The 23,375-nt window shown below is 64.4% G+C and carries 22 protein-coding genes; 13 read left to right on the forward strand and 9 right to left on the reverse strand.

The features are described 5' to 3' along the window. Nucleotides 1-27: 27 nt before the first annotated feature. Genes VH88_RS08395 through metC form a run of 3 tightly spaced genes read right to left on the reverse strand, consistent with a single transcriptional unit; the run spans nt 28 to nt 4,635 of the window. Nucleotides 28-2,112, reverse strand: coding sequence for a DNA topoisomerase IV subunit B (locus tag VH88_RS08395; RefSeq protein WP_045810833.1), 2,085 nt, complete (start codon nt 2,110-2,112; stop codon nt 28-30). Then, a complete protein-coding gene (locus VH88_RS08400; protein WP_045810834.1) occupies nt 2,087-3,433 on the reverse strand; it encodes an O-antigen ligase in 1,347 nt (448 codons plus the stop codon). The genes VH88_RS08395 and VH88_RS08400 overlap by 26 nt, the downstream gene beginning before the upstream one ends. A gap of 23 nt (nt 3,434-3,456) precedes the next feature. Continuing rightward, nucleotides 3,457-4,635, reverse strand: a complete 1,179-nt coding sequence (gene metC, locus VH88_RS08405; RefSeq protein WP_082064422.1) for a cystathionine beta-lyase — start codon at nt 4,633-4,635, stop codon at nt 3,457-3,459. 104 nt (nt 4,636-4,739) lie between these two features. On the opposite strand from metC, the gene VH88_RS08410 reads away from it, so the two are divergent. Together VH88_RS08410 and VH88_RS08415 are read left to right on the forward strand one after the other, a co-directional pair. Beyond that, nucleotides 4,740-5,807: an amino acid ABC transporter substrate-binding protein gene (locus VH88_RS08410; protein WP_045810835.1), complete on the forward strand. Its 1,068-nt coding sequence runs from the start codon at nt 4,740-4,742 to the stop codon at nt 5,805-5,807. A 33-nt stretch (nt 5,808-5,840) separates the two neighbouring features. Next, on the forward strand, nt 5,841-7,166 hold the full coding sequence (locus VH88_RS08415; RefSeq protein ID WP_045810836.1) for a dicarboxylate/amino acid:cation symporter: 1,326 nt from the start codon (nt 5,841-5,843) through the stop codon (nt 7,164-7,166). 2 nt (nt 7,167-7,168) lie between these two features. Here VH88_RS08415 and sseA read toward each other — a convergent pair whose 3' ends face one another. Genes sseA through VH88_RS08430 form a run of 3 tightly spaced genes read right to left on the reverse strand, consistent with a single transcriptional unit; the run spans nt 7,169 to nt 10,700 of the window. Beyond that, on the reverse strand, nt 7,169-7,993 hold the full coding sequence (gene sseA / locus VH88_RS08420; RefSeq protein WP_045810837.1) for a 3-mercaptopyruvate sulfurtransferase: 825 nt from the start codon (nt 7,991-7,993) through the stop codon (nt 7,169-7,171). Then, entirely contained in the window at nt 7,990-9,210 is a 1,221-nt protein-coding gene (locus VH88_RS08425) for a cyclopropane-fatty-acyl-phospholipid synthase family protein (RefSeq protein WP_045810838.1), read from the reverse strand. The genes sseA and VH88_RS08425 overlap by 4 nt, the downstream gene beginning before the upstream one ends. 32 nt (nt 9,211-9,242) lie before the next feature. After that, nucleotides 9,243-10,700 (reverse strand): deoxyribodipyrimidine photo-lyase, encoded by a 1,458-nt coding sequence (locus tag VH88_RS08430; protein WP_082064423.1) that lies wholly within the window; start codon nt 10,698-10,700, stop codon nt 9,243-9,245. A gap of 111 nt (nt 10,701-10,811) precedes the next feature. Here VH88_RS08430 and kdsA point away from each other — a divergent pair, with 111 nt between their 5' ends. From kdsA to VH88_RS08465, 7 genes are all read left to right on the forward strand, one after another. Then, nucleotides 10,812-11,690, forward strand: a complete 879-nt coding sequence (gene kdsA, locus VH88_RS08435; protein ID WP_197071030.1) for a 3-deoxy-8-phosphooctulonate synthase — start codon at nt 10,812-10,814, stop codon at nt 11,688-11,690. An 18-nt stretch (nt 11,691-11,708) separates the two neighbouring features. Continuing rightward, nucleotides 11,709-13,163 (forward strand): D-glycero-beta-D-manno-heptose 1-phosphate adenylyltransferase, encoded by a 1,455-nt coding sequence (rfaE2, locus tag VH88_RS08440; protein WP_045810840.1) that lies wholly within the window; start codon nt 11,709-11,711, stop codon nt 13,161-13,163. Between the two features lie 8 nt (nt 13,164-13,171). After that, the gene (gene rfaD / locus VH88_RS08445) at nt 13,172-14,161 is read left to right on the forward strand and encodes an ADP-glyceromanno-heptose 6-epimerase (protein WP_045810841.1); all 990 of its coding nucleotides are present in this window, start codon (nt 13,172-13,174) and stop codon (nt 14,159-14,161) included. Further along, nucleotides 14,161-15,252: a DUF3089 domain-containing protein gene (locus VH88_RS08450; protein WP_045810842.1), complete on the forward strand. Its 1,092-nt coding sequence runs from the start codon at nt 14,161-14,163 to the stop codon at nt 15,250-15,252. Before rfaD ends, VH88_RS08450 begins: the two co-directional genes overlap by 1 nt. A 75-nt stretch (nt 15,253-15,327) precedes the next feature. Next, a complete protein-coding gene (locus VH88_RS08455) occupies nt 15,328-16,317 on the forward strand; it encodes an SPFH domain-containing protein (protein ID WP_045810843.1) in 990 nt (329 codons plus the stop codon). Nucleotides 16,318-16,334: 17 nt separating this feature from the next. Beyond that, nucleotides 16,335-16,793, forward strand: coding sequence for an NfeD family protein (locus tag VH88_RS08460; RefSeq protein ID WP_045810844.1), 459 nt, complete (start codon nt 16,335-16,337; stop codon nt 16,791-16,793). 30 nt (nt 16,794-16,823) lie between these two features. Further along, nucleotides 16,824-18,221, forward strand: a complete 1,398-nt coding sequence (locus tag VH88_RS08465; protein ID WP_045810845.1) for an MFS transporter — start codon at nt 16,824-16,826, stop codon at nt 18,219-18,221. Here the strand turns inward: VH88_RS08465 and rnhA are convergent. Continuing rightward, on the reverse strand, nt 18,218-18,670 hold the full coding sequence (gene rnhA / locus VH88_RS08470; RefSeq protein ID WP_045810846.1) for a ribonuclease HI: 453 nt from the start codon (nt 18,668-18,670) through the stop codon (nt 18,218-18,220). The two genes, VH88_RS08465 and rnhA, sit on opposite strands and share 4 nt — an antisense overlap. A gap of 110 nt (nt 18,671-18,780) precedes the next feature. On the opposite strand from rnhA, the gene VH88_RS08475 reads away from it, so the two are divergent. From VH88_RS08475 to tatC, 3 genes are read left to right on the forward strand one after another with little or no spacing between them, the layout of a single operon-like run. Then, on the forward strand, nt 18,781-18,999 hold the full coding sequence (locus VH88_RS08475) for a twin-arginine translocase TatA/TatE family subunit (RefSeq protein ID WP_017503863.1): 219 nt from the start codon (nt 18,781-18,783) through the stop codon (nt 18,997-18,999). Nucleotides 19,000-19,022: 23 nt separating this feature from the next. Next, the gene (tatB, locus tag VH88_RS08480) at nt 19,023-19,601 is read left to right on the forward strand and encodes a Sec-independent protein translocase protein TatB (RefSeq protein WP_045810847.1); all 579 of its coding nucleotides are present in this window, start codon (nt 19,023-19,025) and stop codon (nt 19,599-19,601) included. Continuing rightward, complete coding sequence (gene tatC, locus VH88_RS08485) at nt 19,598-20,488, forward strand: twin-arginine translocase subunit TatC (RefSeq protein WP_045810848.1); 891 nt, start codon at nt 19,598-19,600, stop codon at nt 20,486-20,488. The genes tatB and tatC overlap by 4 nt, the downstream gene beginning before the upstream one ends. 98 nt (nt 20,489-20,586) lie before the next feature. Here tatC and glnA read toward each other — a convergent pair whose 3' ends face one another. Next, on the reverse strand, nt 20,587-21,993 hold the full coding sequence (gene glnA / locus VH88_RS08490) for a type I glutamate--ammonia ligase (protein ID WP_045810849.1): 1,407 nt from the start codon (nt 21,991-21,993) through the stop codon (nt 20,587-20,589). An 80-nt stretch (nt 21,994-22,073) separates the two neighbouring features. Then, entirely contained in the window at nt 22,074-22,412 is a 339-nt protein-coding gene (locus VH88_RS08495; protein WP_008261682.1) for a P-II family nitrogen regulator, read from the reverse strand. Nucleotides 22,413-22,436: 24 nt separating this feature from the next. Between VH88_RS08495 and VH88_RS08500 the strand changes: the two genes are divergently transcribed. Next, nucleotides 22,437-23,363, forward strand: coding sequence for an NAD(P)H-hydrate dehydratase (locus VH88_RS08500; RefSeq protein WP_231576622.1), 927 nt, complete (start codon nt 22,437-22,439; stop codon nt 23,361-23,363). Nucleotides 23,364-23,375 lie beyond the last annotated feature (12 nt).

A 23,375-nucleotide genomic window follows, 5' to 3' on the forward strand; every position in this document is an offset into this window, starting at 1 on the left:
CCGTGCGTTGGAAGGGCCGCGAGGCCGTTAGACGTCGAGTTCTTCTTTCACGAACTGGGCGTTTTCCTGAATGAACTGGAAGCGCGCGTCGGCGCGCTTGCCCATCAGGCGTTCGACCAAATCCTCGATGCTGGCCTCGGCGTCGGGCACCGTAATGCGGGCCAGTGTGCGTTTCTTGGGATCCATGGTGGTCTCCTTCAGTTGGGAGGCCATCATTTCGCCCAGGCCCTTGAACCGGCCGATCTCGGTTTTCTTGCCCTTGAAGACCGTCGCCAGCAGTTCGTCGCGGTGGGCGTCGTCACGGGCGTATTCGCTCAGAGGCCCGGCGCTGATGCGATAGAGCGGCGGCAGGGCCATGAAGACCCGGCCCTGGCGGATCGTCTCGGGCATGACGCGATAGAAGAAGGTGATGAGCAGGGCCGCGATGTGGGCGCCGTCCACGTCGGCGTCGGTCATGATGACGATCCGCTCGTAGCGCAGGTCATCGATGTTGAACCGGTTGCCGGGCTGGACGCCCAAGGCCAGGGCCAAGTCGGACAGTTCGACGTTGGCGCGCAGCTTGTCGGCGGTGGCGGAGGCGACGTTCAGGATCTTGCCGCGCAGGGGCAGGATCGCCTGGGTCGTGCGGTCGCGCGCCTGTTTGGCCGAGCCGCCGGCCGAATCGCCTTCGACGATGAAGAGTTCGGTGCCCTCAGCGGCCTGACGGGAGCAGTCGGACAGTTTCCCGGGCAGGCGCAGCTTGCGGGTGGCGGCGGCGCGCTGGACCTCCTTGTCCTTGCGGCGGCGCAAGCGCTCTTCGGCCCGGTCGATGACGTAACCGAGCAGGGCGTTGGCCTGTTTCGGGCTCTCGGTCAGCCAGTGGTCCAGAGGGTCGCGCAGCAACTGCTCTACGATGCGCGCGCCCTCGGGCGAGGACAGACGGTCCTTGGTCTGGCCCTGGAACTCGGGATTGCGGATGAAGACGCTGATCAGGGCGCCGGCATTGGCGATGACGTCCTCGGCCGTGATGACTGAGGCGCGTTTCTCATTGGTCAGTTCGCCATAGGCCTTCAGCCCCTTGACCAAGGCGGCGCGGAACCCGGCTTCGTGCGTGCCGCCGTCGGGGGTGGAGACGGTGTTGCAGTAGGACTGGATGAAGCCGTCCGCCTCGCCGAAACCGACGGGCGACCAGGTGACGGCCCATTCGAAGGCGCCCGCTTCGCCTTGACGCTCGGCGCGGCCGGCGAAGGTGGGGGTGACGGTTTCCAGTTGACCGATGCGGTCGGCCAGAGCGTCGGCCAGGCCGCCTGGGAAGTGCAGACTAGCCTGGGCCGGCGTGGCGTCAGTGATCCGCTCTGATGCGCAGGTCCACCGGATTTCGACGCCGCGGAACAGATAGGCTTTTGACCGTGCCATGCGGAAGAGGCGCGCCGGCTTGAAAGCCGCTCCCATGCCGAAGATTTCGTCGTCGGGCTTGAAGCGGATCAGGGTGCCGCGCTTCTTGGACGGGCCGATCTGCTGGATCGGGGCCAGGACGTGGCCGCGACTGAAGGCCTGTTTCCATTCGAAACCGTCGCGCCAGACCGTGACCTCCACGCTTTCGCTCAGGGCATTGACGACCGAGACGCCGACGCCGTGCAAACCGCCTGAGGTTTCATAGGCTTTACCGGAAAACTTGCCGCCAGAGTGGAGGACGGTCATGACGACTTCCAGCGCCGACTTGCCGGGGTGTTTGGGGTGTGGGTCCACCGGAATGCCGCGTCCGTCGTCGCGCACTGACAGATAGCCGTTGGCGTCCAGATCGACGGTGATCAGCTTGGCGTGTTTGGCCACCGCCTCGTCCATGGCGTTGTCCAGGACTTCGGCGAACAGGTGGTGCAGGGCGCGCTCGTCGGTGCCGCCGATATACATGCCGGGGCGTTTGCGAACGGGCTCCAGGCCTTCCAGCACCTCGATGGAGGAGGCGGAATAGCCGGTGGCGGCCGCCGTCGTGGCCGTGGCCTGAACAGGTGGCGGCGCGGGGGTTGGGGCGATAATGGGCGCAGCCGCAGGCGGGGTCACCGCAACAGGCTTGGGCGGCTCGGGTTTGCGAGCTTCGGGTTCGTCGTCAAAAGCGAAGAGGTCGGCGGCCATTCACATAGTCTGAGGCGATTCGGGACCGGGTCTGGTAGGCCCGTGAGGCCGGTCGAGCAAGCGGAGCACGAACCGGGGCCGGATCAAAGGTCACGGCGCGGGCCATAATCGCCAGCATCAGGATCCACGGCAGGTTGGCGTGGGTCAGCAGGACGCTCTCCGAAAGGCTCAAAGCGGTGAAGACCGACAGATAGGCGATGCTCCAATAGCCTTCGCGCGCGCCGAGCCCGTTCGTGCGCGCGACGACGAAGATCGCAGAGAGCGCCATGACGGCGCCCAACGCCACCGCACCGGGCCAACCCAGTTGCACGAGAAGGTCGATCCAGCCGTTGTGAGCGGAAGGCACGGGCCATTGGGTCTCGATGCGGATTTCGCGTGCGGGGATCGAGTCCACGCCCCAGAAGGCGCTGAAGCCGTATCCGGTCCAAGGGCGCTCGGCCACCTTCCGCATCAGGGCTTCCCAGATCAGCGTGCGGCCTGTCAGCGAAGGATCCTTGCCCAGCGCCTCGAGGATTGCGGCGGAGTCGGAGTTCCACAGCCAGGTCGCGCCCGCCGCAACGATGACGGCAAGCCAGATGCCGATGACGGTGATGACCGCGCCGCCCTGCTTCAACGCCCACCACCCGCCGATCATGCCCAGGCCCAGCCCCCAGCATAGAAGCGATGTCTTGGATTGCGTGGCGAGGACCAAAAGCGTGGTCAGACCTAATGTCAGCAGGCTGATCCAGAACCGACGGCTGCGTCCCGCGATATGATCGGCGGCCAGGGTCGCTGCGGCGGAGACGGCGCCCACCACCATGACCAGCCCCATCTGGTTCTTCTCGTACCACAGGCCGCGCCACAGGCCGGCGTTGTCAAATTGGTGCACCCCGACCTTCGGATAGCCGAAAACCATGATCAGGCTGCCGACCGCCATCACAAGACAGGTGTACATCAGGACACGCGGCAGGGCGTCGTCACGGAATCGGGCGCCCAGATAGATGGCGAAGGCGCTGTTGATCGCCATGGCGATGACGCGGCGTTCAGTGACCTCGGGGTCGATGGACCAATATTTCGAGACGAAACACAGGGCGACCAGGGCGAACATCATTAGCCAAGCGGGCCAGGCGCGGACGACCTTATCGAAGCGAAAGACGATCAGGCCGGCAATGACGGCATAGACCGGCAACCAGATGAACCGCAGGATCGGCGTCTCGACTTGGGTCGGCGCGATGACGGGCGCGATAAGGGCGCCGGTCAGCATGAAGACGACGAAGCCCGCCGCCCACTGTTCCCACAGCGGCGGAGAATCATCCGGGGTCTGAACGGACGGTTCACGCACGGGCGCACAGTCCTTTGCGGCGCTTAAGGAACCGTGAGCGTGGCGGTGAAGGCGGCGAGACCTCGCTCCAGATCGGCGATCAGTTCTGAGGGGTCTTCCAAACCGACATGCAGTCGGATCAGTTCGCCCTCAAGCACAGGCGGATGATGGCGGTAGGCCATCTGATGCGTCTCGTGGGTGATCAGGCTTTCGAACCCGCCCCAAGAATAACCCAGGCCGAACAAGGTCAGGGCGTTCAGGAAGGCCTCGCCCGCCGCCTTGTCGCCGCCCTTCATGACTATGCCCATCAGGGACGCCGCGCCGGTGAAATCTCGCCGCCACAGATCATGACCGATCGAGCCGGGCAGGGGCGGGTAGAGGACGCGGGACACCTCCGGCCGAGCGTGCAGCCACTCCGCGACGATCAAGGCCGACCGCGCCTGTTCAGCATAGCGCAGCGGCAGTGTCCGCAGGCCGCGCAGCGCCAGCCAGGCGTCATCGGGCGACACATGCCAGCCGAGGTCCTCAATCGTGTCGCCGATGGCGCGCAGGCAGGCGGGGTTGTTTGAAGCGATACTGCCCATCAGCACGTCCGAATGACCGCCGACATATTTGGTCACGGCCTGAACACTGACATCCACGCCATGGGCCAGCGGACGATAGGCCAGGCCGGCGGCCCAGGTATTATCGACCACCGTCAGGACGCCTCGTGCGCGGCAGGCCTGGGCTACGGCGGCGACATCGACCATCTCGAATGTGAGAGAGGCTGGCGACTCCATCAGCACCAACCGCGTGCGCTCGCCAATGGCGGCCAGAACAGTCTGCGCATCTGCGTCTGCGGGCAAAAAGCGGGTCGTGACGCCGCGGGCCGATTGATACCGGCTCAGGAACCGGCGCGTCGGACCATAGACGGCGTCGGTCGTGATCACCTCGTCGCCCGGCCTCAAAAGCGCCAGCAGCGGAACCGTGACGGCCGCAAGACCCGACGGAACCAGAAAGGCGTCCTTTGCCCCTTCCAGATCGGCCAGGGCGCGGCGAAGATCGCGGGCGGCGCTGCTGCCACTGAGGCCATAGGTCGGCCCGTCGGTCTCGTCGCGCATGACGGCCGCGCTATCGCTCAACATCGTCGAGGCGCGTTCGACCGGCGGATTGACGCCGCGCCGACCGTGGCCGCGTCGCGTGGCGGCGGCGATCAGGCGGGTGCGGTCCGAAAGCGGCGACATGGCCCCTCCGATGGGTTGCGGATCGGTCCCTAAAGGCCTCTAAAGCCATCGGGGCGCAAGCGGCGAGGGATAGGAACGCGATGCGGTGCTGGACGATCGGAGCGATGGCCGTTGTGCTGATGACGACGGCTTGCGGGCGCAAGGACGCCAGCCCTGCGCCGGAAGCCAGCCCCGCCACGCCCGCGCAAACGTCTTCGACGGCGGTCGCAAAAAGCCCGACGCTGGCCGCCATCAAACGCCGCGGTCGCCTGAATTGTGGCGTGCATCAGGGGTTGGTCGGCTTCGCCTACACCGACAATCGCGGCCAGTGGCGCGGCTTCGACGTGGATTTCTGTCGCGCGACGGCGGCGGCGGTGCTGGGCGATGCCGATGCGGTGCGGTTCGTGCCTCTGTCGGCGTCGGATCGTTTCACGGCGCTGAACGACGGCCGGATCGATGTGCTTTGGCGCAATTCGTCCTGGACCATGAGCCGCGACGCGGGCGAGGGGTTCGTCTTCGCCGGGATCAACTATTACGACGGCCAGGGCTTTCTGGTCCGGCGGTCGCTGAACCTGAACAGCGCCACCGAACTGACAGGTGCGCGGGTCTGCGTTCAGTCGGGTTCGACGTCCCAGGCCAACGCCGCCGACTATTTCCGGTCTCGCGGCATCGAATACCGGCCCGTCGTGTTCGAGACTGAGGAAGCGGCGCGCGACGCCTATGGCCGTGAAGATTGCGACGCATTCAGCGCCGACATCTCTGCGCTAGCCGCCGCGCGAACTGTGCTGACCAATCCCAACGAACATGTGATCTTGTCCGATGTCGCGTCCAAGGAGCCGCTGGGGCCGGTGGTCAAGGCGGGCGACGAACGCTGGGCCTCGACTGTGCGCTGGACCCTGAACGCCCTGATGCTGGCCGAGGAACTCGGGGTGACCAAGGCGAATGCCGAAGATCAGTTCAAGACCACGACAGACCCGCGCGTCAGGCGTCTTTTGGGCGCCGAGGGCGAGTTCGGTCCCATGCTTGGGCTGTCCGACGATTGGGCCAAGGACGCGGTCGAAGCCGTCGGAAACTATGGCGAGATTTTCGAGCGAAATCTGGGATCACAATCGGCGCTCGACCTGGCGCGCGGTTTGAACGCACAATGGAACGCGCGCCCGGCCGGCTTGATCTATGGCCTGCCGATCCGATAAGCGCCGACGCTTGCATCGCTTCCTGGGGGACAGATGACCGAGACGAAACGCGGCGGCCTTGCGCTGCACTGGCTGATGTTGATCGGCTTCGCAGTCGGGCTGATCGGGGGATTGCTGGTCAATCTGGCGGTGGGGGCCGATGCGGCCTGGGTGGTCTGGCTGACAGACAACGTGACCGGACCGATCGGTCAGATCTTCCTGCGCCTGCTGTTCATGATGGTGATCCCGCTGCTGTTCTCGGCCCTGGTCGTCGGGGTGGCGGAGATGGGCGATCTCAGCTCGCTGGGACGGGCGGGGATTAAGACGCTGCTTCTGACAGTCGTGGTGTCCAGCATCGCGGTGGTCATCGGTCTGGTGATGGTCAATGTCTTCCAGCCCGGGCGAGGCGTCGATCCGGCGGTGGCTCAGCAACTGTTGGAGCAGGGCAAGGACGGCGCCGCCAGCATCGTTCAGACCGGGCGCGACAGCTCGATCCAGCTGGGCGATTTCTTCCTGGATCTGGTGCCGTCGAACGCGGTCACAGCAGCGGCGGAGAACGCGATCCTGCCGCTGATGATCTTCGCCCTGTTCTTCGGCATCGGTCTGGTCATGGCCAAGAGCCCGGCGACGGACCGTCTGCAGGAAGTGATCCAGGGAATCTTCGAGGTCTCCATGACCCTGATCAACCTGTTCATCAAACTGGCGCCGCTGGCCATCGCCTGTCTGATGTTCAACCTGGCGGCCCTGTTCGGTTGGGATTTGCTCGTGCGTTTGGCGGCCTTTGTCGGCGTCGCGGTCGGCGCCATGGCGATCCATATGTTCGTAGTCTATCCGCTGGTGATCTGGCTGGCGGCCGGCCGCTCGCCCATCGCCTTCTTCAAGGGCGTGCGCGAGCCGATGGTGGTGGCCTTCTCGACCGCTTCATCCAACGCGTCTCTGCCGGTGTCGCTTAAGGCGGCCGAGCAAGAGCTGAAGCTGCCGCGCAAGATCGCCCGCTTCGTCCTGACGGTCGGGGCCACCGCCAATCAGAACGGCACGGCCCTGTTTGAAGGCGTTACGGTGCTGTTTCTGGCCCAGTTCTTCGGCATCGACCTGACGATCACGCAGCAGGTCGTGGTCATGCTGGTCTGCATCCTCGGCGGCATCGGTACGGCAGGCGTGCCGGCCGGTTCGCTGCCGGTCGTGGCGATGATCCTGGTGATGGTGAAGGTCCCGCCCGAAGGCATCGGCCTGATCCTTGGCGTCGATCGCTTCCTGGACATGTGCCGCACGACTTTGAACGTTACGGGCGACTTGGTTTTGGCCACCGTCGTTTCGCGTGGCGAGGAAGACGAACCGGCCGACGCCGACGACGTCTTCCCCGCGGCGCCGCCGGCCTGATCTTAGCCGGTTTCGACGGGGGTGTCCGTTCGGGCGCCCCATTCGGCCCAGGAACCGTCATAAAGCCGTGACGAACGGCCGAGTTCGGCCAGGCCTAGCGTCAGTATGGCGGCGGTCACTCCGGATCCGCAGGTGGTGATGACAGGTCGGTTGATATCCACGCCGGCGTCTGCAAAGGCCTCCTCCAAGGCCGCGCCACGCTTCATCGTGCCGTCGTCGTTTAGCAATCGGCCATAAGGGAGGTTGCACGCGCCGGGCATATGGCCGCTGCGAACACCGGGGCGAGGTTCGGGCGCTGCGCCGTCGAATCGGGGTGCGCCGCGCGCGTCGACGACCTGAGCATCCTGGGCCAAGGCCGCGCGCACATCATCCAACGAGGCGACGGCATCGGTCGCCATCTCGGCATGGAAGTCCGTCGCATCCGCTACCGAATGCCCGTGGACGGTCGGCAGGCCGTCGTCACGCCAGCGCGGCAGGCCGCCGTCGAGCACCTGAACCCTCTTCGCGCCCATCGTCTTCAGCATCCACCAGACGCGCGCCGCCGAGAACAATCCGGTGGTATCATAGACGACGATCTGGTCGTCGACGGAGAGGCCCAGCGCCCCGACCGAAGCCCCAAAGGCCTCTGGCGTCGGCATCATGTGGGGCAGGGGGCTGTCTCGAGCCGATATGGCGTCCAGATCGAAAAATACGGCGCCAAGGATATGGGTCTGTTCAAAATCGGCGCGCGCGTCGCGGCCGTCCAGGTGCCAGCTGCCATCGACGATCCGCAAGTCCGGCGCGCCCAATCTCGCGGCGAGGTCTGTCGTCGAAATCAGCGGGCTCATGGGCGAGACAGGCTCAGTTGGATCACGTCAGTGCGGCGAGAGCGGAAACCGGCTTCGCAATAGGCCAGATAGAAGCGCCAGAGCCGCCGGAATCGTTCGTCAAAGCCGGAAAGCTTGCTGATCTCGTTCCAGGACGCCTGGAAACGCTCATCCCAAAGCTTAAGCGTCGCAGCGTAGTCGAGGCCGAACCGTTCTACCGACTGCCAGGACAGTCCGGCTTTCGACACGACCGGCGCCAGCCGGTCTTCGGAGGGGAGCATGCCGCCGGGGAAGACGTACTTCTGGATGAAATCCGTCCGGGCATTGTATTCATCGAAAAGGTCGTCCTTGATCGTGATGATCTGCAACCCGGCCTTACCGCCAGGTTTAAGGACGTCGTGGACCTTGCCGAAGTAAGCGGGCCAATACTCCATGCCCACAGCCTCGAACATCTCGATGGACGCCACCCGATCAAATCGACCCTGCACATCGCGGTAGTCGATCAGCTGAATATCGGCGCGGTCGCTCACACCCGCGTTGAACATGCGCTGGCGAGCGAAATCATGCTGCTCTTTGGAGATCGTGATCCCGGTGATCTTGGCGCCGATCTCGCGCGCTGCGAACTCGGCGAAGCCGCCCCAGCCGCAGCCGATTTCCAGCACTGACATTCCTGCCCGAAGATCCATCATTCGGGCCAAGGCGGCGTATTTCTCACGTTGCGCCGTCTCCAGAGCCTCACCATCACGGCTGAAGCGGGCCGATGAATAGGTCATCGTCCCGTCCAGCCACTGGGAATAGAAGGCATTGCCCAGATCGTAGTGGGCGTGGATGTTCTTCTTCGAGCCGGTCTTGCTGTTACGATTGGTGCGGTGGCTCAGCCAGTTGACCACCCACATGATCAGATTGCCGTCGAACAGGCGCCGGATGTGATCGTAGTTGTCCACTAGGGTTTCAAGCAGGGCGGCCAAGTTCGGACTGTCCCACTCGCCTGCGATATAGCCTTCGGCGAAGCCGATATCGCCGGCCGCCAGCACGCGGCGTGCGAACTGGTAGTCGCGCACGGTCATCATGCCGCTGGGGCCCGGCTGCTTGCCTTGAAGCACATGGGTCTCGCCATTGGGCAGTTGCACCGTCAAGCGGCCGAAGGTCCAGTTGGCGGCCAGAAGCCGCAGCAACATGGCGAACACGCGCGGTGTTCGGCTGGCGACGGCTTCGATATCGGCGTGTGCGACGCTCATCTTTTGACTTTCAACGCGGAATACAAAGGGGGTCAATCACGGTCGCTGTGGTCGTCGCCGCGACCGGAAACCGTCTTCAGGGCAGCGAGCGCCCGATGGCGCGCCTTCTCGTGTTCGACGATCGGCTCGGGGTAATCGCGCCCTAGAACGATTCCGGCGTCACGCAGCACTTCGGTGGGTGCGGTCCAGGGCGACTGCAGCCAGCGGTCGGGCAGGCGGCGAAGTTCCGGCACCCACCGACGGACATAGCCGCCGTCGGGATCGAACTTTTCACCCTGCGTGATGGGATTGAAAATGCGGAAGAAGGGGGAGGCGTCTGCGCCCGAGCCTGCGACCCACTGCCAGTTCTGCACATTGCTGGCGCGGTCGGCATCCACAAGCGTGTCCCAGAACCAGGCTTCGCCTTCGCGCCAGTCGATCAGCAGATGTTTGATCAGGAAGGAGGCGACGACCATCCGAACCCGATTATGCATCCACCCTGTCGTCCAGAGCTGGCGCATGCCGGCGTCCACCAACGGGTATCCGGTCCGCCCCTGTCTCCATGCCTTGAGGCTCGTGTCGTCTTTACGCCAGGGCATGGCGTCATACTCGGGACGGAACGCGCGCTCGGTGATGTAAGGGAAATGATGCAGCAGGTGCGCCGAGAACTCGCGCCAGCCGATCTCAGCAATGAATTTGTCGGCTTCCGCCGATGATACTCTGCCGTCTTTCGCCGCCTGTCGGGCGCGGTCGATCGCCCGCCAGGGGCTGATTTCGCCCCAGTGAAGATGCGGCGACAGGCGGCTGTTGGCGCCCTGCCGGTCGGGAAAGTCGCGATCCTTCGCATAGGTCTTCAGGCCGGATGGTATGAACCTGGACAAGGCCTGCGAGGCCCCGTCTTCCCCTGGCGTCCAGTCGAATCCTTTGGACCAGTCCGGACGATGGGGGTGCAGCTTCCAACTGTCGAGGTCGTCGGATTGAACCGTTCTGGGCGTCTGTATCTGGCGCGGTCCCGTTGTGTGAGCCGGCGCCTCCGCCGTGGCCAAGAGGGCTCTCAAGAACGGGGTGAAGACCTTGTACGGCTGACCCGAACCGTTCAGCACCTCGCCGGGGCGGCAGAGCAGGGCGCCGTTGAAGCCTCGGCATTCGATACCGTCCGCCTTGAGCGCGTGGGCGATTTCGGCGTCATGCTCAAACGCCTCGGGTTCGAACAGGCGGTTCATGAAGACGGTGTCGGCACCGGTTTCGCTGATCAGCGCCTGAAGCTGGTTCAGCGCATTGCCCTTGCGCAGAATCAGGCGCGAACCGCGATCTTGAAGCGCCGCATCCAGCGCCCTCAACGACTTGTCGAGCCACCAGCGCGACGCGGCGCCCATCGGCCGTTCGAAATGCTCGTCCAGAATATAGACAGGCAAGATGGGTCGCCCTGTCTCCGTCGCGTGGGTCAGGGCAGGATTGTCATGCAGTCGCAGATCGCGGCGAAACCACAGGATGACAGGTTTGGTGGCCACGCGGGCGAACTCCGTGATAACTTGCGCGCATCCCTTCAGAGCGCCACCTGATGGCCCAATAGTTGCGGCAAAAGCCGCCTCCACAACACCGAACGTCGAAAGAGCCGCCTCGTGAGCCGACCCAACGCTGTCATTACGTTGTCCGAAGGTCTTCGGACGCCTGTCGTCATCGGCGGCGGCGCAAGAATCGCTTTCATCGCCGGTCCTTGCCAGATGGAGAGCCGCCAGCATGCGCTGGAGACGGCCCATGCGCTGAAGGAAATCGGTGAACGTCTGAACGTCGGCATCATCTACAAGACCAGTTTTGACAAGGCGAACCGGACCAGCGCCAACGCCGCGCGTGGCATCGGTCTGAAAGACGCCATGCCGATCTTCGCCGAGATTCGCGATGTTACAGGCCTGCCGACCCTGACCGATGTTCACTCCGAGGTTCAGTGCGGTCCGGTCGGCGAGGTCGTCGACGTGCTGCAGATTCCGGCCTTCCTCAGCCGTCAGACCGACCTGCTGCTGGCGGCCGCCGCCACCGGCAAGGCGATCAACATCAAGAAGGGTCAGTTCCTGGCCCCCTGGGACATGAAGAACGTCATCGCCAAGGTGGTCGGCGCCGGCAATCCCAACGTCATGGCCTGCGAACGCGGCGCCAGCTTCGGCTACAACACTCTGGTCAGCGACATGCGGGCACTTCCGGTGCTGCGCGAGATCGGCTGCCCCGTCGTGTTTGATGCGACCCACAGCGTTCAGCAGCCGGGCGGGCAGGGCGCATCGTCGGGTGGTCAGCGCGAGTTCGTGCCAGTGCTGGGGCGCGCTGCCGTGGCCGTCGGCGTCGATGCGGTCTTCATGGAAACCCATCAGGACCCGGATAATGCGCCGTCGGACGGTCCGAACATGGTGCCGCTAAGCCAGTTCGAAGCTCTGGCCGCCGAACTGATCGCTTTCGACGACCTGGCCATCAAGATCGGGGCCAAGGCGCCGGTGGCGCAGGCCGCCTGAATCCTCTAGGTCGGACCCATGTCTGACACCCTGGACCTGGGCGCCCTGCAAAGCCTGCTGGAGCGCGTGCGCGGCCTGAAGATCGCCTGCGTCGGCGACCTGATGCTAGATCGCTACGTCTATGGCGAGGTCAGCCGCATCTCGCCCGAGGCGCCGATCCCTGTGCTTCGCACCAGCCGCACCGTCGCCATGCCAGGCGGCGTCGGCAACGTGGCGCGCAATATCGCGGCGTTGGGCGGGGTGGCGCGGCTTGGCGCCGTAATCGGCGACGACGCGGCCGGGGCGGAACTGACCGCTCTGATCGCCGCCGAGCCGCACATCGAGGACGTCGTGGCGAGGCCGGCAGGCGCGTCCACCATCGTGAAGACGCGCTTCGTTTCGGGGGGGCAACAGTTGCTGCGGCTCGATGACGAGGCTGCGCCGACGGCGATCCAAGATTCGGACGCGTTTACAGATGCCTCGGTCTATTTGCTCTCAGATTACGCCAAGGGCGTCGTCAGCGATGCGCTGCTGGCTTCGGCTCTGAACGCGGCGCAGACATCCGGTGCGCCGGTTGTCGTCGATCCAAAGGGAAGGGACTTCGCTCGCTACGGCGCGGTGGATGTCATCAAGCCGAATGCTTCGGAACTGGCCGGCGCCACCGGCCTGCCGGTCGGGACGGACGCCGAGGTCGAGACGGCGCTGGCTGCCTTACTGGCCGCCACGACCGCCAAGGCGATCATCGTCACCCGTGCGGGCAAGGGGATGAGCCTGGCGCGGCGCGGTGAACCCGTGAAGCACTTCCCCGGCCGGGCGCGCGAGGTCTTCGACGTGTCTGGCGCCGGCGATACAGGCTTGGCCGCCATCGGGTTGGCGCTGGGCGCCGGCGCATCGCTGGAGATGGCGGTCGAGTTCGCCATCCTGGCCTCTGGCGTGGTCGTCGGGAAGGCCGGGACAGCTGTCGTCACACCCGCCGAGCTGATCGAAGCCGAGCTGAGCCAGCACGCCACCGCTGCGGTGTCCAAGGTGACGCCGATCGACGAACTGGCGGTCGAGGTCGAGGACTGGCGACGTCAGGGCCTGAAGATCGGTTTCACCAACGGCTGTTTCGACATCCTGCACCGCGGCCATGTGGCCTATCTGGCGCAGGCCCGTAGCTGGTGCGATCGCCTGGTCGTGGCGCTGAACACCGACGCCTCGGTCAAGCGACTGAAGGGCGAGGGGCGACCGGTGAATGATCTGGACAGTCGTGCCGTCGTCATCGGCGGGCTGGCCAGCGTCGATCGCGTCACCAGTTTCGATGACCCGACGCCGATCGCCCTGATCGAACGGCTGCGTCCTGATGTTCTGATCAAGGGCTCGGATTACACGCGCGAGGGCGTCGTGGGCGGCGATCTGGTCGAAAGCTGGGGCGGCGAGGTCAAGTTGGCCGACTTTAAGGACGGCTATTCAACCACGCGGACGATCGAGAAAATGACAGGGAGCGCGCAGTGACGCCGAGAATGATCGTCGTGACCGGCGGCGCCGGTTTCATCGGCTCGAACATCGTCGCCCGACTGACGGCGGAGACCGCCTACGATGTGGTCGTTTGCGATCGTCTGGAGACGGCCGACCTAGCCAAATGGAAGAACCTGGCCAAGCACGCAATCGCCGACTTCTGGTCGCCCGAAGAACTGTTCGAGCAGCTGGAGCGTCACACCGAGCGGATTGAGGCCGTGGTGCATATGGGCGCGATCTCTTCGACGACCGAGCCGGACGCCGACCTGATTTTGCGGACCAACTTCATTCTGTCCCGCGACCTGTGGGACTGGTGCGCAATCCGGGGATCGCGAATGATCTACGCGTCTTCGGCTGCGACCTATGGCGATGGCGAGACGGGCTTCAACGACGATGACGATGCAGATTCATTATCGCAGCTTCGTCCGCTAAACGCCTATGGCTATTCGAAAATGCTGTTCGACCAATATGCAGTCCGGCAGGCGGATCGGGGTCGAGCGCCGCCCCAGTGGGCAGGGCTGAAATTCTTCAACGTTTATGGTCCGAACGAAGGTCACAAGGGCGGAATGAAGTCGGTTGTGGCTCAAATCTGGCCGAAGGTTGCGGCGGGCGAGACCGTGACCCTGTTTCGGTCGCACAATCCCAACTATGCGGACGGCGGCCAGATGCGAGACTTCGTCTATATCGACGATGTGGTCGATATCATCGAGTTTTTGCTCCAGTCGCCGCAGGTCTCGGGCATCTTCAACGCTGGCTCGGGTCAGGCGCGGTCGTTCGCCGATCTTGCGCGCGCCACCTTCGAGGCCGCCGGCAAGACGCCCTCCATCGACTATGTCGATACGCCCCTGTCGATCCGCGACCGCTATCAGTATTTCACCGAAGCCCGCATGGATCGCATCCGCGCCGCAGGCTTCGAGGGTCAATCGACGCCGTTGGAAGAGGGCGTGCGGCGCTACGTGCAGGACTTCCTCGCCACGGCTGATCCGTACCGCTGATGCGTCGGCTGACCTTCAGGCAATGGGTCGGATATGCAGGCTTCGCCGCCGTCTTCGTGCTCACGGCGGCCGTCGCGGTGTGGAGCGGCGACATTCTGAGGGCAGGGCTGGACCCGCAGGTGCCGTTCCAGACCTACAAGCCACCGCCCGCGCCCGACTATCGAAAGACATCCTCCTGGGCGCTGATCGACCAAGGCGCGCCCAACCAGGCGGCGGTCTTCTTCGTCATGCCGACCACTTTCGATGGTGGAGCCGAGTGGAATGGGCCGATCGACGATGCACGGGCCAACGCCTATATGCGGCGCGTCGTGCTGCCCAACTATGCGTCGCCCTTCGCCCGGGAGGGCAGGGTCAGCGCGCCGCTGTATCGTCAAGCCAGCCTGTACACCCGCCTGACCTTGCGTGATGACGCGCGCGAAGCGCGCGCCTTCGCCTATGAGGACGTGAAGACCGCTTTCGAACTGTGGCTGCAGCAGCATCCCGCCGGTCCCATTGTTATCGCCGGCGTCGAACAGGGCGGGGAACTGACGGCGCGTCTGGTTCGCGACCAACTTCGCGCCGATCCGGCGCTGAAAGACAGGCTTGTCGCCGCCTATCTGATCGATACTTTGGTCGGGCGCGAGATGTTCCGGCAGGCGATCTCGCCCTGCGACGCCGCTGATCAAACGGGGTGCATCTTGGCCTGGGCGTCGGTGCAGGAGGGCGATGATGCGGGCGCGCGGCGCAAGCTGAGACGCGCTCTGGAATGGGACGATCGCGGCGATCTGGTGAACCTGTCCACTGATCCCATCTGCGTGAATCCTTTGACGGGTGCTGTGAGCCAGCCGCGTGCCGCGGCGCGTCAGCACAGCGGCGCGACCAATGCGACCGGCTTGGAATGGGGCGCCCGACCAGCTCTCACGGGTCGGTTGATCTCCACAGAATGCCGTGGCGGCCTGTTGTGGCATAGCGCGCCTGACGCCGATTTTTTGACAGCTGGCGGCAGTTGGGCGGACCGACGCAAGATCGTGCCCTACAACCTGTTCTACGGCGACATCGAACGTGACGTCAGCGTGCGTTTGGCGGCCTGGCGGGCCAAGCGCGGCCTTTAAGGCGGCCATCCTCTCGGTTTGTCTGGCGCCGCTCGCGTACAGCGGGTAGGCTTGCCGCGTCAGGGAGGGATCTGAATGGACGTGACCACCATCTTCGCCGGCGTTGTGCTGTTGCTGGCCATCGTGCTGTTGATCAGCGTGATCAAGATTGTGCCGCAAGGCCGTGAATTCACAGTCGAACGCTTCGGCAAATACACGAAGACGTTGAGCCCCGGCATCGGCTTCCTGACCCCGTTCGTGGAGCGGGTCGGCCGCCGCATGAACATGATGGAGCAGGTGCTGGACGTGCCGACCCAGGAGGTCATCACCAGGGATAACGCCATGGTGAAGGTCGATGGAATCGTCTTCATCCAGGTTATGGATTCCGCCCGCGCCGCCTATCGCGTCGACGATCTGCCTTACGCCATCTCGCAGCTATGCATGACCAATCTGCGGACCGTGGTCGGTTCGATGGAACTGGACGAGGTGCTGAGCCAGCGCGACAGCATCAACACGCGCCTGCTGCACGTCATCGATGCCGCGACCGAGCCATGGGGCGTCAAGGTCAACCGGATCGAGATCAAGGATCTGACCCCGCCAACCGACATCACCAACGCTATGGCCCGTCAGATGAAGGCCGAGCGCGAACGTCGCGCCGTCATCACCGAGGCTGACGGCGAGAAATCCGCCGCCATCGCCCGCGCCGAGGGCGCCAAACAGGCCGCCATTCTACAGGCTGAGGGCCGCAAGGAAGCCGCCTTCCGCGACGCCGAGGCGCGCGAGCGCGAGGCCGAAGCCGAGGCCCGCGCCACGGCCATGGTGTCGGAAGCCATCGCCCGCGGGGACGTCAACGCCATCAACTATTTCGTCGCTCAGAAATACGTCGAAGCCTTCGCCGAACTGGCGCGCAGCCCGCAGCAACGCACCGTCATCGTGCCCGCCGAAATGGGCGCCTTGGTCGGCACCATCGCCGGCATCGGCGAGATGGTCGGACTGGCCAAGGATCAAAACTCGGCCGCGACGCCGCCCGTGCGGCCCGCGCCGCCCCGCCGCCCCGCCGGGGGCTCCGTTCCACCCTCGGCCTGATCCAAGGAGGCTGACCGATGATGTCGCTTGCTGATCTGTATGTCGCCCAGCCGTTCTGGATCTGGCTGGCGATCGGGGTTCTGCTGCTGGCGGTCGAAGCGATGTTCTCGACCGAATGGCTGCTATGGCCCGCCGTTTCGGCCGGGGTTGTCGCGGTCATGACGGCGGCGGGCGTGCGGTTGGGGCTGCCGGGTGAGGTCGCCGTCTTCGCGGTTCTGACCGTCATCGCCACCCTACTGTCCCGTCGTCTGATCTCCAAAGCCAATCCCGACGGTCCCGACATCAACGACCGCGACAGCCGTCTGGTCGGCCAGCGGGCGCGCGTGGTCGAGACGTTCGTCTCGGGCCGCGGTCGCGTCTTCATCTCCGGCGCTGAATGGCCGGCCGAGATCGTGGGCGAGGCGCCGATCGAGGGGCAGGACGTTGTCGTGACGCGCGTGAACGGCTCGTTGCTGACAGTGCAATCAGCCGTCTGAACGCAACGGTCACATCGGCGTTCGTCAGGCATGACTGACACCCAGAACGCCGTCACGGACGGCTTGCCGACACCCAGGCGCTATTGGGCAATCGTGTCCATCGGCCTGGGCATCACGCTTGCCGTTCTGGATGGCGCGATCGCCAATGTCGCCCTGCCGTCGATTGCGCAGGATTTACAGGCGTCATCGGCCGCCTCGATCTGGATCGTCAACGCCTATCAGATCGCCATCGTGGTCGCCCTTTTGCCGCTGGCGTCGCTGGGCGAGATCGTCGGTTATCGCCGTGTGTCGCAGGCCGGTCTGGCCGTCTTCACCCTGGCCTCCATCGCCTGCGTGTTCGCCAACTCCATCGAGACGCTCAGCCTCGCGCGCGTCTTTCAGGGCTTCGGAGCGGCAGGCATCATGAGCGTCAACGGGGCCTTGGTCCGTTACACCTATCCGCAGCGGCTGCTCGGTCGCGCGGTCGGGATCAACGCGGTGATCGTTTCGTTGGCGGCGGCGGCGGGGCCGACCATCGCCAGCGCTATCTTGGCTGTCGGACATTGGCGCTGGCTGTTTGCGCTGAATGTGCCGATCGGCCTGCTGGCGGTGTCGCTGGCGGGTTTCACCCTGCCACACAACCGACTTCAGCCGCGAAAGCTGAACTGGGTCGGAGCCGCGCTGAACGCTGCGGCGTTCGGCCTGCTGATCACCGGCATTCAATCGCTGGCGCACGGTGAGGCGGCCGTTCTTGGCTTCGGTCTGACAGGGGCAGGGCTCGCAGCCGGGGTCTTGCTGATTCGCCACGAGCGGTCACGAACCTCGCCGTTGATCCCCCTCGACCTGCTGGCGCGACCGATGTTCAGCCTGTCGGTCGCCACATCAATCATATCCTTCACCGCCCAGATGATGGCGTTCGTGGCCTTGCCCTTCTTCCTCCAGGGCACATTGGGGCTTACGGCGGTCGAGACCGGCCTGCTGATGACGCCTTGGCCGCTGGCGACTATGATTGCTGCGCCCTTGGCTGGCTATCTTTCCGATCGCTATTCGGCGGGCGTGCTGGGCGCCATCGGCCTTAGCCTGTTCGCCTGCGGCCTGATGGCGCTGAGTTTCCCTAAGGCCGATTTGAGCCACTTCGACATCGTGTGGCGCATGGCGCTTTGCGGCGCGGGCTTCGGATTTTTCCAGTCGCTCAACAATCGCGCCATGCTGTCGGAAGCGCCTAAGGATCGCGCCGGCGCGGCGGGCGGCACTCTGGGCATGGCGCGGGTCGTCGGGCAATCTTTGGGCGCCGTGGTGGTGGCTTTCCTGCTGTCGGCCGCGCCGATCAACGGGGTCGGTCATGGGTTCCAGATCGCGGCCGTTACAGCCCTGTTTGGCGCGGTGATGAGCGGATCGCGCGTCCGCCGACGTCCTGCCGAGCCGGATAAAGAGGTCGAGGCGGTCTAGCGCCGGGGTAGTTCCGCGACACCGCGATCCGCCAGTTGGTCGGCGCGTTCGTTCAGTTCGTGGCCGGCATGACCCTTTACCCATCGCCATTTCACGTCGTGACGCAGGCGCGCCGCGTCCAGCCGCTGCCATAGATCGGCGTTCTTGACCGGCTTCTTGTCGGCCGTCAGCCAGCCGCGCGCCTTCCAGCCGCGCATCCATTCAGTGATACCCTGCATGACGTATTTGCTGTCGGTATGCAGTTCGACCCTACAGGGCCGTTTCAGGGCTTCCAGCGCCATGATCGCGGCCATCAGCTCCATGCGATTGTTGGTCGTGTTGGCCTCGCCGCCCCATAATTCCTTCTCGTGACCGCCGCCGGCCTGAAGCACGGCGCCCCAGCCGCCGGGGCCGGGATTGCCCTTGCAGGCGCCGTCGGTGTGGATGATGACGTGATCGGAGGGACTCATGGTCGCGCAGACCTACAGCCTCCCTTGGCGCGGGGCCATCACTGCGCCTATATGCGGGTCGAATAAGAGTGGATGGGATCGGATGACCGATCCCCGCGAGGAGATTAGCCATGGGCTCCATGAGCATCTGGCATTGGGCCATCGTCATCGTCGTCATCGCGCTGCTGTTCGGCGGCCGGGGCAAGCTGTCGGGCATCATGGGCGACGCCGCCAAGGGCATCCGCGCCTTCAAGGACGGCCTGAAGGACGAAGACAAGAAGGACGGCCCGCACGAAGGCGTCAGCTCGCTGCCGCGCACCGAGGCGGAAAAGGAAGAGCTGAAGCGCTAGTCGTCGTCTGTAAGGGCTGACGCATGGGCGGGCTCGGCCCCGGTATCGGGGGTTTCGAATTAGTGGTGATCGGCCTGGTGGCCCTTCTTGTTGTGGGGCCAAAGGATCTGCCTGTCCTGATGCGGCGCGTCGGTCAGATGGTGGCCAAGGCGCGCGCCATGGCCAACGAGTTCCGATCCAGTTTCGACGAGATGGCGCGTCAGTCCGAACTGGACGACCTGCGCAAGGAGGTCGAGGCGCTGCGCACGGGGCAGGGTGCCATGTATCCCCTGGGCGCCGAGGCGGACGCCGCGTTCAAGGACATCAACGCCGGATTGACCGGGCCGACTGCGGCGGCTGCCCTGCCTGCGCCCGAGCCGGAGGCGCCGGTGATGATGCCTGCGGCCGATGAATGGCCGGACACGCCATCGCCTGTTGAGCCTGTCACGGCGACGAAATCCAAGCGAGGGGACCCCAAGGCAAAGACGGGGGCGGCTATCGCCGGATCGGCGACCGCCAAGCCTCGCTCAGCCGCCAAACCGAAGAGCGCTGCGCCGGCGGCCAAGACCAAGCCTGCAGCCGCCAAGCCCAAGACCTCGCACAAGAAAGCCGTTGACCTGTGACGCCTTCCGATCGTGACGAGGCCGAGATCGAGGCGTCGCGCGCGCCCCTGATGGATCATCTGATCGAGCTGCGCGGGCGGCTGCTGATCTGCGTCGTGGCCTTCTTCTTGGCCTTCATCCTCTGCTTCGCCTTCGCCAATCAAATTCAGATTGCGCTGATCAAGCCGTATCAGGCCGCCGTGGCGATCCATGCCGCCGCTCTGGCGACAGGCGGTCACGCCAATCCCATCGAACTGATCGCGGTGATGACGGGGATCAAACCCTATCCGCCCGGCAGCGCCGCCGTTGTTCAACTGATCGCTACGGCGCCGCTGGAACAGCTGTTCACCAAGATGAAGATCGCGGCCTTTGGCGCGGCGGTCCTGACCTTCCCCGTTATGGCGTGGCAGCTGTACCGGTTCGTCGCGCCGGGTCTCTATCGCAACGAGCGCGGGGCGTTTCTGCCGTTCCTGATCGCGGCACCTGTGATGTTCTGCCTGGGCGGGGCGCTGGTCTATTACGTCATGCTCCCTTTCGTGATGTTGTTCTCGCTGAGCCAGCAGGTGGCCACCGACGGCATATCCGTGGCGCAAACCACGAAGATTTCCGACTACCTCAGCCTGGTCACCTCGCTGCTGCTCGCCTTCGGTCTCTGCTTCCAGCTGCCTGTCGTCACTACGCTGTTGGGCCTGGCAGGTCTAATCAGCTCAAAGATCATGGCGGCTGGTCGGCGTTACGCCATCGTCGCCGTGGTCGTGGTCGCGGCCGTGGTCACGCCGCCCGATCCGATCAGCCAGCTGATGCTGGCCGTGCCTCTGGTCATTCTCTACGAGATTTCGATCTGGTGCGTGCGACTGATCGAGTTGCGCCGCAGGAAGGCGGACGATCTGGAAGCCGAGATCGCTTAGCGCCACGTTGGCGTCTCGATCGCTGCTTGAAGCAGTCAGGCCATGAAAAAGGGCCGGGGAGCGATCCCCGGCCCTTTGCCTTGACTGCGATCAGGTGATCAGCAGCTGTAGTACATGTCGAACTCGACCGGGTGCGGATGCAGTTGCAGACGCATCACCTCTTCCATCTTCAGCTCGATGTAGCTGTCGATGAAGTCGTCATCCATGACGCCGCCCTTCTTGAGGAAGGCGCGGTCCTTATCCAGGTTCTCCAGCGCTTCACGCAGCGAGCCGCAGACCTCGGGGATCGAGCCGCGCTCTTCCGGCGGCAGGTCGTAGAGGTTCTTGTCGGCGGGCGCACCCGGATCGATGCGGTTCTCGATCCCGTCCAGACCGGCCATCAGCAGGGCCACGAAGGTCAGATAGGGGTTGCCCATCGGGTCGGGGAAGCGGGCTTCCAGACGCTTGGCCTTGGGCGAGGAGACGTGTGGGATACGGATCGAGGCTGAGCGGTTGCGGGCCGAATAGGCCAGCTTCACCGGGGCTTCATATCCGGGGACCAGACGCTTGTAGGAGTTGGTGGTCGAGTTGGCGAAGGCGTTGATGGCCTTGGCGTGTTTGATGATGCCGCCGATGTACCACAGACATTCCTGCGACAGACCGGCGTACTGGTCGCCGGCGAACTGGGGCTTGCCGTCCTTCCAGATCGACATGTGGACGTGCATGCCCGAACCGTTGTCCGCAAACATCGGCTTGGCCATAAAGGTCGCCGACTTGCCATAGGCGTGGGCCACATTGTGGATCACGTACTTATAGAGCTGCAGGCGGTCGGCCATGGTCAGCAGGTCCGAGAACTTCAGGCCCAGTTCGTGCTGAGCCGGGGCTACCTCATGGTGGTGCTTCTCAGGCTGAAGGCCCAGATCGCGCATGACGCCCAGCATTTCGCCGCGCAGGTCCTGTCCGGAATCGACCGGATTGACCGGGAAATAGCCGCCTTTGGGTCCAGGGCGATGGCCCATATTGCCTTCGGAGTATTCGGCGCCGGTATTGGCGGGCAGCTCGGTCGAGTCGTAGCTGTAGCCGGTGTCGTGCGGCTGGGTGGACCAGCGCACGTCGTCGAAGATGAAGAACTCGGCTTCCGGTCCGAAGAATACCTGGTTGCCCACGCCCGACGACTGGACGTACGACAGCGCCTTCTTGGCCATCGAGCGGCTGTCGCGGTTGTAGGGCTCGCCGGTGTCCGGGTTCAGCACGTCGCAGAACAGGAACATCGTCTTCTGCTGATAGAAGGGATCGATGTAAGCCGTGGTCAGGTCCGGCTTCAGCAGCATGTCGGACTCGTTGATAGCCTTCCAGCCGGCGATCGAAGAGCCGTCGAACATCGTGCCGTCGTTCAGGAAGTCCTCGTCGACCAGATCGACGTCGAAGGTGACGTGCTGAAGCTTGCCGCGCGTGTCGGTGAAGCGGACGTCCACATATTGGACCTCCTCATCCTTGATCTCTTTGAGGATCTTGCTGGCGCTCATTCTCGAAAAGTCCTGTTCTTGTCGTTTGGGGAGGAGACCGGACAGCGACCCGAAGGCCGAGGGCCGGGGAGGGTAGTCGGTCAGACGGCTTGGGCTCCGGTTTCGCCGGTGCGGATGCGGATCACCTCGGCGACGTCGGACACGAAGATCTTGCCGTCGCCGATCTTGCCTGTGCGGGCCGAGGTCTGAATGGCCTCAACAACCGCGGGCGCGAGGTCATCGGCGACGACCACCTCGATCTTGATCTTGGGCAGGAAGTCGATGACGTATTCCGCACCGCGATACAGCTCGGAATGACCCTTCTGGCGGCCATATCCCTTAGCCTCCAGTACAGTCATGCCTTGCACGCCCACGTCCTGGAGCGCCTCTTTGACGTCATCCAGCTTGAAGGGCTTGATGATGGCTTCGATTTTCTTCATGGCGACCCCGGAGCGGCGCACGGAATGCAGCGGCGCTCGGGCGCGAATGGGACACAGCAGGGCTGCTCAAAGCAAGCGATTTTCGCAGGCTGGCGAAGGATAATCGGAACGCGGATGATAGAAACCAACGACCCGGCGATCTGGCGCAATTTTCTGCCTTGGCCGAGCGCGGAAACGCACAAGCATGCGCGTGGTCGTTTGGCGGTCGTTTCGGGAAAGGCGCATCACACCGGTGCGGCGCGGCTTGCCGCACACGCGGGTCTCAGGATGGGCGCCGGGGTGGTGCGAATCCTTTGTCCGGCAGATGCAGCGTCGGTGATCGCGCCGGCTGTGCAGGCGGTGATGCTGACGCCTTTTTCTTCACCCGAAAACTTAAGTCGCGAAGCCGCCGGCAGCGACGCGGTCGTGATCGGACCGGCCGCAGGCCCGGACGATGCGACGATCGCAAACATTCAGGCGCTGGGCTCGACCGGCGCCGTTCTGGTGATCGACGCCGATGGTCTGTCAGTCTTCAAAGGTCGGACTGCTGAACTGTTCGCCGTGTTGGATCGTGACGACATCCTGACGCCGCATGAAGGCGAGTTTGAACGACTGTTTCCGGGCCTGCTTGCGCAAGGCCGCGAAACGGCAGTTCAAGAAGCGGCGCGAGCGGCCCAGGCGACGATCGTCCTGAAGGGCGCTCAGACCCTGATCGCATCACCTGACGGCCGCATCCGCCGAAACGAAAACGGCTCGCCTTGGCTGGCGACGGCCGGAACCGGCGACGTCCTGGCCGGCATGATCGGCGGATTGGTCGCCCAACGCATGGACAGCTTCGAGGCAGCCTGCGCCGCTGTCTGGCTTCATTCCGACGCCGCAGAGCGTTTCGGTCCGGGATTGACCTCGGATGACCTCTACGATGCCTTGCCGAAGTCATTGTTTCAGCAGTGGAGTATCGGGAATCAAAAATGACCTTTTGAGTTT

Source organism: Brevundimonas sp. KM4 (genome assembly GCF_000964075.1).
GTDB classification, from domain to species: Bacteria; Pseudomonadota; Alphaproteobacteria; order Caulobacterales; family Caulobacteraceae; genus Brevundimonas; species Brevundimonas huaxiensis.